Origin of the sequence: Litoribacter populi, from assembly GCF_007483685.1 — a bacterium.
GTDB lineage: Bacteria > Bacteroidota > Bacteroidia > Cytophagales > Cyclobacteriaceae > Litoribacter > Litoribacter populi.
Window position 1 is genome coordinate 2,845,194 of record NZ_VMKN01000001.1, and the last position, 9,238, is coordinate 2,854,431.

Here is a 9,238-nt window from a genome sequence, read left to right on the forward strand (position 1 = left end):
AGAAGGTGAAGGAAGTAAGGATTAAGGTTTAAAGTACAAATTTCTTAGCGTTTATTTGCCTCTTTGCGGTTTTTTGGTTTAATAGTTAAAAGTTTAAGGAATGGAGGAAGTATATATCGAGGGTAAAACATTTAGGCAGATTGATGCCTTGGCTAGAGGGGAATATGAAAACTGTGTATTTCATAACTGCAACTTAGCTGACAGGGATCTTTCTCAATACAAGTTTATCGACTGTGAGTTTAAGGGTTGTAACTTGAGTTTGGCAAACCTGAATAAGACTACGTTGAGAGACGCAAAATTCAAGGATTGCAAGATGTTGGGGCTCAGATTTGACAATTGTAATGGGCTTGGGCTTTCTTTTTCTTTTGAGGGTTGCCAACTCAACCATTCCTCATTTTACAGGACCAAAATCAAAAAGACCATCTTTAAAGACTCCCAGCTGCAGGAAGCAGATTTTAGCGAAAGTGACCTGACAGGTGCGGTGTTTGACAACTGTAACCTGGCGCAGGCCGTTTTTGGCAACACCATTCTTGAGAAATCCGACTTCTGTACCTCCCACAACTATTCCATAGATCCTGAATCAAACCTTATCAAAAAAGCAAGATTTTCAATTTATGGGGTCACTGGCCTGTTGGATAAATATGAGATTTAGATTGAGAGGTAAACGATGGAGGATATCGGTTGGATGTAGAGGTAATGAGGGATTAGGGGGTTGGAAGACTTGAAGTGGTTTTTAACACAAACTCCATTTGGGTATCTTTGTGTTGAAGGAAATCTTTCAGAGTTTGCCAGACCTCATGATCTGGGATAATCCCTCGCCCTGTTGGTTGATCAGGTTTAACAGGCGCATCATGCACAACATATACAACCGAAAACTTGGACTTAATTTGGGAGTTTGGCAGTTCATAAACCAATCCGATATGCCCATTGTGAACATAATATCCCCCGACAGTTTCTACACCTACGATTGTGAGGTTCCTGGCATAAGCCTTCATTAATGAAGCAAAGTGAGAGGCTGCTGAAGCCGTGTTCTCGTTGATCAATAGATAAATATTGCCCTTATAGGCCGGAGACTTTGGGTGATAGACGGGGTTGTATTTCTGATTCTGAAAACTTTTCCCCTCACTGAATTCAATAAAATAATCACCGAGAAACTCCATCCCCATGGCAAGTGTAGCACCATCAATTCGTTCATCGGTAGAAACTCCCCAGAAATATTTTTGAAAAGGTATTTCCTTAGGATCAAAAATAATATGGGCTTCCAGGTTTTCTTTGAATGTACTATCGCTCAGGTACATAATCGGCTGTTCGAAAGTAGGGTCGCTTCCTCCGGGGTTATTTCGTACATCAATAACTAAATTGGGAATTGATTCCCGGTCTAGAACTGTAAATACACTGTCAATAAAATCAGTATACACTTCAAATGCGGGGTCCTCTTTGCTAGTAGCAAACCCAAACCATCTGAGGTTCAGCAAGCCGGTTTCCGAGTTGACTTTCTCATAGCTATATGGTGCCTGCTTTTTATAATCAAGCAGGTCTGATACTGGGGCACTATATTTATTTTGAATATTCTTCTCCTGTTGAGCAAAATCAACAGCAGGCAATATCGCCCTTTGTACAGTTTCAGAAAAGGGGCTTGTGAATTCCACCTGAAACTCTTCGGTCAACCCGTATTCCATTATATAACGCCAGGCAAATGCTTTGTCTACGCTTGATGATAACTTATAGCTGGTATTGAATCCATCAACTGGGAAAAATTTATAAAAGGATTGCATTAACTCTTTATCCTCAGCCCCATTTATACTTAAAATCCGGGATCCGGGCGGGATAGTCTCATGATGGCCGTCAAAAATCATCATACCTTCTATATAGGTGAGATGATATGGAAAAAACGTTTGCTGCTCTTTCACAAAGGTCAAAAAGTCTGTTCCAGGCTCCGTGTAATTATGGAGGCTACCCTCAAAATCAGTCAATTTCAAAATGATTTTAAAAAAATCGGTTACTTCCATGGGTTGGCTTACTTCCTTGAAAGCCCAATTAAACATGCTATCCATCTCTTCTTTGGTTCGATAGACATAAAGTCCGGAGTTAACTTCCTCCCTAATCTTCACAAATGCTTGTAAGTCCTCCTTCATTTCTTTCGGACATAGCATTCTATTGACAGATGAAAAGTGTTTCTGTGTCCTTTTCTTATCGTCCTGCGCCAAAATCAAAACGGGCAACAAGCAAAAAATCAGCATCATTCCGAAGAAGTGACCAAACCTATTGGATAAGCAAATCATAATTTGATAATATTTAAGTAAAGAAACCTGAAAGGAGTGACAGGTTATTTTCTAGAGGTGGATTCCAATTTTTCATTTTCAATTTGAACTTTCTCGAAAGTTTTCCGGAAAGCTACTGCTTGAAGGAATTTATTATCCTTTAGTTTCAACAGATTTTTATACTTAATTATGCTCATAATCAATGATTGTTAATCATACATCTATCCATATTCTCCAACATGGTATAAACCGTACGAGAAAAATGGTTTAAATGTCTCTATTTTTTAAAAATTTGATATAATTAACACCCATAACACTGTTCTGCATGTAGTTTTTCGATCCCGAAGCTTTCGGTATAAATATCGAAAAGCGCTTACCGTTAAACACCTTATTTATCCACATCGGCTACTTCTTCCTGATGATCTGTGGCCTTATAATAATTCTTCTTTACCCAAACAAAATACCAGGCGACCCCTACCAAGATAAAACCTACTCCGGCTATCTGGGGAATCAGGTCCATGGCCACGATCACACTCAAGGCCGCAAGCCCTGCTATAGCGGGCAACACCGGTACACCTGGAACCCTGAACTGGGGCTTGTACCATTCGGGCTTTTGGTGACGCATTTTGATTAAACCACCACAGATAAGCGCATAGGACAACATGAACATCACACTGGAAATCTTCGCCAGTTGCTCAATATTGCCCACCTCGGCAAGCCCAACACAGAGCAAACCCGTAATGATCACAGACCGCATGGGCGTATCAAAACGATCATGAATGAAATCAAACCACCTGGGCAAAACCCTATCCCTTCCCATCGCAAAATTAATCCTGGAAGCGGTGGTTATGGCAGCATTAGATGAAGAGGCCATAGCCAAAAGTGCGGCCGACCATACAAGGAACACCCCCACCTGCCCTGGCATAAAAATCTCCGCCGTATCCACCAAAGGCGCATTCATCCCGGCAAATTCCTCATATGGCACTATTCCAGTGGAAACATGCAAGATGAAAAAATATAAAACTGTTGCTATCAGCACTGAACCAATAATGGCAATTGGCAGGTTTCGTCCAGGTTTTTTGAGTTCGCCTGCGGTAGTTGAAATCTTTTCAAAACCAGTAAAAGAAACAATGATCAGACCTACGGTGGCAAATACATTCCCGAATCCCTCACCAAAGTATGGCTGATGCAGATCCCCATCTACCTGGGGCCAACCCATCACTACATAATAGCCGATGATTAGCACGAGTATCGCAACAATTCCCATCTGTGCCCTCCCGGTATAATGGGCTCCCAAAACATTCAATAATGTAAATAAACCTCCCGTTACTGCTACAATAATCCAATTGGCTACATCCAGATATTCGCTCAGGTATTGGGCAAATCCTATCAGGTAAAAGCCTCCGGCAAACATCAACCCCAGCCAATTGGCCAAACCTACGATTGTCCCAGCAAATGGACCGAGTGTTCGCGTCACCAGATGGTAGCTCCCTCCTGCCTGAGGCATGGCTGTGGCGAGCTCGGAAACCACCATAGCCACTGGCAAACAGATCAGACCGGCTATTACATAGGACAAAGTCACCGCAGGCCCGGATTGTCCTGCAGCAGGCCCTGAGAGTACAAATAGCCCCGCCCCTATCATCGTCCCCAACCCGATAGTCAAGGCCCCAATAAGGGAAAGGTTTCTTTCAAATTTCGAAGCTTTCGCTTTTACTTTGGACATGTAAAAATTAATAGGTTAAATATTCATTCCTACCGTATCAAAAACCAATCCATGGTCAAAGAGGAATGAAGGTATTGATGAGAGTCAATATCTTCTGGCGGGGATTGCATATATTTGGTGGTAGACTATGAAATGCCTTTTTGGACAGACTGAAAACTAGTGAAAAAACAATAATTTATTATGAAAGATAAAAACCTTGCGGTATTGATTGATGCGGATAATGTGCCGTATAAGTATGTAAATGAGATGCTGGATGAAATTGCTAAATATGGCAATCCCACTATCAAGCGTATTTATGCAGATTGGACCAAACCGACCGTGGCCGGATGGAAGGGCGTATTGCTTGAAAACGCCATTACCCCAATACAGCAGTACAGCTATACCACAGGTAAGAATTCCAGTGACAGTGCCCTGATCATCGATGCTATGGATCTGCTGTATTCGAAGAAAGTCGATGGGTTCTGCATTGTATCCAGTGACAGTGATTTTACTCGGCTTGCCACACGGCTTCGGGAAGCGGCAATGCTGGTAATCGGGATCGGCGAAAAGAAAACCCCTAAACCTTTTATTACTGCCTGTGACAAATTCATCTACATTGAAATTCTGAAAAAGGAACAGGAAGCTGAAGCGGTTGAGACCCCAAACAAACAGATCAAATCCAAAGATGAGGGTTCCTCGGTAGGCAGAATAGACAAAAACCTGGTGAGACTAATAAAAGAAAGTGTTGACGAGATTTCAGACGACAACGGATGGGCATTTTTGGGTACCTTGGGAAATTTCCTGATCAAGAAAAAACCTGATTTTGACCCGAGGAATTACGGCTTCCCGAAATTATACCTATTGATCAAAAGTATAGGGAAGTTTTCAATAGAGGAAAAGGAAACAGGGGATGGTAACATCAGGCATATTTATGTGAAGAATAAATAAATACGGGTAGGAATTAAAAATGGCCAGACAGCATCCATTGAGAAGTATTGAGTTGGGCTTTTCCATCTACTTAACTATATTCCCAACTCTTCAAATCTCTCATTTAATATTGCTTTATAAGACCCTTTAAATTCTTCAGAAAGAAAGCTTATGTCGACCATCTTCAACCATGGATCTTTGGCGATTAGCATCTTTTTGAAGATGTTTTCCTGTTGTTTTTCATCCAGCCCTGCAGCTTGGAATGCTGCGGTAAAATCTTTCTTTTTGATCCTGTTTTTCTTTCCGTTAAGGGTAAGTGCCATTTGCTCTTCATCTGCCGGATTAACAAGGGCGGTGTTGAGCAGGTCGTAGCCTGGGCTCAATGTTGGCCCTATACTAGGATGATTGATAAGGGAAAAGTTTTTGAGGTGCATATCAGCATTTCCTGTCAAGAAGCAGAATAATACCAGTTCGTAAAAGTTTACTAGGTCTAGCCCCGGTGTCTTTGAAAGTTTTTTTATTGCCTTTGCAATCTGCTCATAGGATCCCCTGTATTTATCCTCCGTCAACCTTTCGGTTAGTTGACACATATCTTCCATGTGGATTTTACCTTTTTTTGCCCGGTCTATCCTTTTCGTAATGTAGGCAAGGTTGCCCGAGTTCATCCGGATCAGGGAATGGGGAACAGTCTTGATCTTTGCAATTGCTGCCAAATGCATGGTTAGATCCTCCACTTCGGGAAGCTGGGGATAGTTTGTTGATGATGGTTTGAGTATATAACCACCCCATAGCCCTACAATTGTAAAACGTTTGGGATTGGCTTTGCCAGTAGACAGATGAAGCGATAGCTTGGGCTGAACACCGGTCAAAGCCGTTTGATTTTCTATTACTGAAAGGGCAAGCGGCTCAAGCTCCTTTTCTGAATAAGGAAGGTCAGGAACAGTAGCTGTTCCGAACATTTTCCTACTGCATTTTGGATGAAAATCCGTTTCATATTCACCAAGAGGCAAATAGCAGTATAGACATTTCTTCTCCATCAGCCTTCACCCCTTTCCGGCACTATACTCACGGCACCTATGGTATCCTTACAACAGAGCCGCAACAGTCCCATTCGGTCCCTGGAATCCAGTTTCCAGTTTTTCTCGGCAATATCCAAAAGCCAGCCTTCCGGTATCAGTCCATCAAAAAAAGGGAACATCGTGAGTGAATCAAATGGAACTGACTGTAAAGGAAGGGTCAGACTGATTGGTTCCACATTTTCCCTTGCTAGATAATCAGAGGCATAGGTAAAGTGATACCCTGTATCATCCTGGACAAGCCATCCTGCCAATGCATCATGCATGTACACCTTTGCTATCCTATTGGCCATGATCCTCTCCAGTTTTTGGGACAGGCCCCAGTTCATACCCAAACATTCCCAGGACCTGGTTAACTTTTTCCATTTTGAGGGTTTCTTTGCCCTGTTCTAGATCTCTGAGAAACCTTAATCCCACCCCCGCCTTCTGCGCCAACTCTGGCTGGGTCAGCTTTACGGCAGTACGTTTTTCTTTGACAAATTTACCTAATTCCATATTTATACCCTTTCGGGTGTAAATATAATGAAATTCGATTAAATATACCTCATTGGGTATAAATATATATATTTATAAAGATTTATACCTTTATGGGTATAATGATGTGTGTGAATTGAGAAATTTGTTTTAGAGGTTAAGGATGAAGGCAGGCTAAAAGGGATGAGGGTAAAACAAAATTGGTCACAAAGGTAACACAAAGTTCAAAAGAAGTCGCACCAAATATAAAAAGTGGGCACAAAGGACTCAAAGGCAAAGGAAGGGCACAAAGGGATGAAGAATTAGGCTTGAGCCTGGCGAGGGGAATGGTAGTTTACAGGTTGAAGGTAGGAAAAGACTGCGCTTGAGATTGCTTCGGGAGTCAGAGACTCCCAACTCAGGATGCACAAGTCAGAGACTTGGCATAACGGGGACTTGGCATAACGGGACCTTAGGCATCAATTGATTACCTTTGGCTGACTATTATAAGAAATTGAAATGGAAAAATTGAAAGCAGTATTATTTGATTTGGATGGGACGCTGATAGATTCGGAATGGTTCTATTATAAGGCTTATAGGAGCACTTTGAAACTTTATAATAGAGAGCTTGAAAGTGAGGATTGGCTGAGGGAGTTTGCAGGGAAAACGGATAGTCAAACCTTCCATCTTTTGCAAAGCAAATATGGCGTAGAGGATGAGAAAGAGGTATTCTTTGATAAAGTAAGGGAATTTATCAAAATCCAGCATGAGGAGGAAGCTGTTCCTTTGATGCCAGGAGCCACGGATTTGATTCATTATCTCAAGGATCAAAAGGTTACCATGGCAGTGGTGACTTCCAGCAAAAGAGAGGTGGCTAATTATCACCTTGACCGGAATGGGGTAAGACATTTTTTCTCCGAGTTGATATCCCGAACAGAAGTGCAGAACCCCAAACCCCACCCCGAACCTTACGAGATGTGTATGGAAAAGCTCCAGCTGAAGCATGAGGACTGTCTGGCATTGGAAGATTCCCAAACCGGTTCCACCTCTGCCAAATCCGCCGGACTGACGACTTTTGGAGTTAACACCCACGAGGCCATTCGAAATACTCTCCAAGCGGATAGGTGTTTTGATAATCTACATGAAGTGAGGGAGTTTTTGGAGAAGGGCACAGAGAGAGCGAGAAAAATCTAACAGCAAAGTTTGAAAAGGAACGCAAAGAAACGCCATTGCGAGGCCGACACAACTGTACTTCCAGAGAACATGTCGGGGAAAGCAATCTGAATCTGTTAGGACGGGGTATAGATTGCTTCAGTCGTCCCTCCTTCGCAATGACGATGACAGCGTGCCTTCGCTATGATCCCACCGCGTCATTGCGAGTTCCGGCTCCGCTATCATTATTTTAACCTTCGCAGGGACGAAGCAATCTAGGCCTTAGACTAGGCCGAGGTTAAGATTGCTTCAGTCGTTCCTCCTTCGCAATGAATTGTGTTAAATGTCAAGTTTTGAGTCCAAATTTTATTTCGCTACAGCATTGAAGTTTGAATAGCTTTTGTCATATGCAATACCTGATTTGGCAATGGCAAATGCCTGCTTGATTAGCTTATTCACTACAGCAATCATGGCCACTCTGTGAGCTTTTCCTTTTGCCCTTAGCCTTAGGTAAAGGTCCTTACAAGTGTTATTATGTATTTTGGCTGCTCTTGCTGCCATATAGAGACATTTCCGTACCTCTGCCATGCCCATCTTGCATATCTTTGCTTTTCCCTTCACAGAAGTTCCCGACTCATAAATTCGTGGAGAAAGGCCCAGGTACGATATGACCTGTTTGTAGGTTTCAAAACTGTCAAATCCCCTTAGAGCTACTATCAGTAGTAAACTTGTTTTGGGGCCTATACCTGGTACGGACTCCAGTTGCTTTTTTAATGCACCGTTTTCCTTTTCTATTAACATATTCATCTGTTTGTCAGCATCCTTGATGTTTTCTTCCACCCTTAGAAGCTCCTCCTCCATAGATTTTCTAATGAGTTTATTAACCGAACCGGTGGCTATAAAAGCTTCCAATTTCATCAGGATTGCATGCTGGTGTTTTAAAAGCTGTTTTCTATATACATACCACTGCTTGATCTCCATATAACACTCTTTTAATGGTTCCCATGGTTTAATGTCCATCAAACCTCCATAGGTGGCGATGCTGTGAGCGTCTGCGCTATCGGTTTTTGTCCTTTTCAGCTGCATCTGGGTAAATCTCTTAATAACCAGTGGGTTGATGACGGACAACTTCACTCCTTTGTCATAAAGAAAACTTGCCAGCTGGTAATAGTAAGGACCTGAAGCTTCCATAACCACCCAAGAATTCTCTGGTAACTTCAAGAAAAACTCTAGAAAGCCTTCGGCGTTGTTGACTACTTTTCCCTTAAGTGCTTTTCCATCAGTTGGTTTAAAATAAAAATCAAAATTATCCTTTGAGATATCGACTCCTATAAATACATGTATAGGTTTTGGCATAAACTTGTTAACTTTACGGTGATCCAAATGGGGTTGTTGCTATCAGGAGGACTTTTACCGTATCAATCTATACTTAAAACAGGTTCATTGACCTAATGAATTGTCCTGATTTCGGTAAAAAGCAGCAGAAGGGAACAGCATTGCGAAGAGTCTTTAATGACGAATGACGGGTACGGTTCTTAATCCTTCTGCTTTTACCTGGTAGCAGCGCCCTGCTTACTAGGCAAACCAAATAATATTCTGATAATTTACCAACACTTTTCTGACCTCTAACTTAGTATGACGGGAATCGTTCCTCCTTCGCAATGACC

Annotated in this window: 9 protein-coding genes; 3 read left to right on the top strand and 6 right to left on the bottom strand. The window is 42.1% G+C overall.

All coding sequences use genetic code 11. The features are described from left to right. Positions 1-100: 100 nt before the first annotated feature. On the top strand, positions 101-652 hold the full coding sequence (locus FPL27_RS12240) for a pentapeptide repeat-containing protein (protein WP_143961363.1): 552 nt from the start codon (positions 101-103) through the stop codon (positions 650-652). A gap of 52 nt (positions 653-704) precedes the next feature. Here the strand turns inward: FPL27_RS12240 and FPL27_RS12245 are convergent, their stop codons facing one another. After that, positions 705-2,282 carry a S41 family peptidase gene (locus FPL27_RS12245; RefSeq protein WP_143961364.1) on the bottom strand — a complete coding sequence of 526 codons (1,578 nt, stop codon included), beginning with the start codon at positions 2,280-2,282 and terminating at the stop codon, positions 705-707. A gap of 367 nt (positions 2,283-2,649) precedes the next feature. Continuing rightward, positions 2,650-3,984: an APC family permease gene (locus FPL27_RS12250; RefSeq protein ID WP_143961365.1), complete on the bottom strand. Its 1,335-nt coding sequence runs from the start codon at positions 3,982-3,984 to the stop codon at positions 2,650-2,652. Between the two features lie 180 nt (positions 3,985-4,164). On the opposite strand from FPL27_RS12250, the gene FPL27_RS12255 reads away from it, so the two are divergent. Next, the gene (locus tag FPL27_RS12255; RefSeq protein ID WP_143961366.1) at positions 4,165-4,911 is read left to right on the top strand and encodes an NYN domain-containing protein; all 747 of its coding nucleotides are present in this window, start codon (positions 4,165-4,167) and stop codon (positions 4,909-4,911) included. Positions 4,912-4,985: 74 nt separating this feature from the next. On the opposite strand, the gene FPL27_RS12260 is transcribed toward FPL27_RS12255, so the two are convergent. The 3 genes from FPL27_RS12260 to FPL27_RS12270 are packed head-to-tail and all read right to left on the bottom strand — an operon-like array spanning position 4,986 to position 6,461. Beyond that, positions 4,986-5,927 carry a HipA domain-containing protein gene (locus tag FPL27_RS12260; RefSeq protein WP_143961367.1) on the bottom strand — a complete coding sequence of 314 codons (942 nt, stop codon included), beginning with the start codon at positions 5,925-5,927 and terminating at the stop codon, positions 4,986-4,988. Further along, the gene (locus tag FPL27_RS12265) at positions 5,927-6,259 is read right to left on the bottom strand and encodes a HipA N-terminal domain-containing protein (RefSeq protein WP_235893428.1); all 333 of its coding nucleotides are present in this window, start codon (positions 6,257-6,259) and stop codon (positions 5,927-5,929) included. Before FPL27_RS12265 ends, FPL27_RS12260 begins: the two co-directional genes overlap by 1 nt. Further along, positions 6,249-6,461, bottom strand: a complete 213-nt coding sequence (locus FPL27_RS12270; RefSeq protein ID WP_143961368.1) for a helix-turn-helix transcriptional regulator — start codon at positions 6,459-6,461, stop codon at positions 6,249-6,251. The genes FPL27_RS12265 and FPL27_RS12270 overlap by 11 nt, the downstream gene beginning before the upstream one ends. A 477-nt stretch (positions 6,462-6,938) precedes the next feature. Here FPL27_RS12270 and FPL27_RS12275 point away from each other — a divergent pair, with 477 nt between their 5' ends. Continuing rightward, entirely contained in the window at positions 6,939-7,613 is a 675-nt protein-coding gene (locus tag FPL27_RS12275; protein ID WP_143961369.1) for an HAD family hydrolase, read from the top strand. A 324-nt stretch (positions 7,614-7,937) separates the two neighbouring features. Here FPL27_RS12275 and FPL27_RS12280 read toward each other — a convergent pair whose 3' ends face one another. Then, a complete protein-coding gene (locus tag FPL27_RS12280) occupies positions 7,938-8,927 on the bottom strand; it encodes an IS110 family RNA-guided transposase (RefSeq protein WP_143959665.1) in 990 nt (329 codons plus the stop codon). Positions 8,928-9,238: the final 311 nt, after the last annotated feature.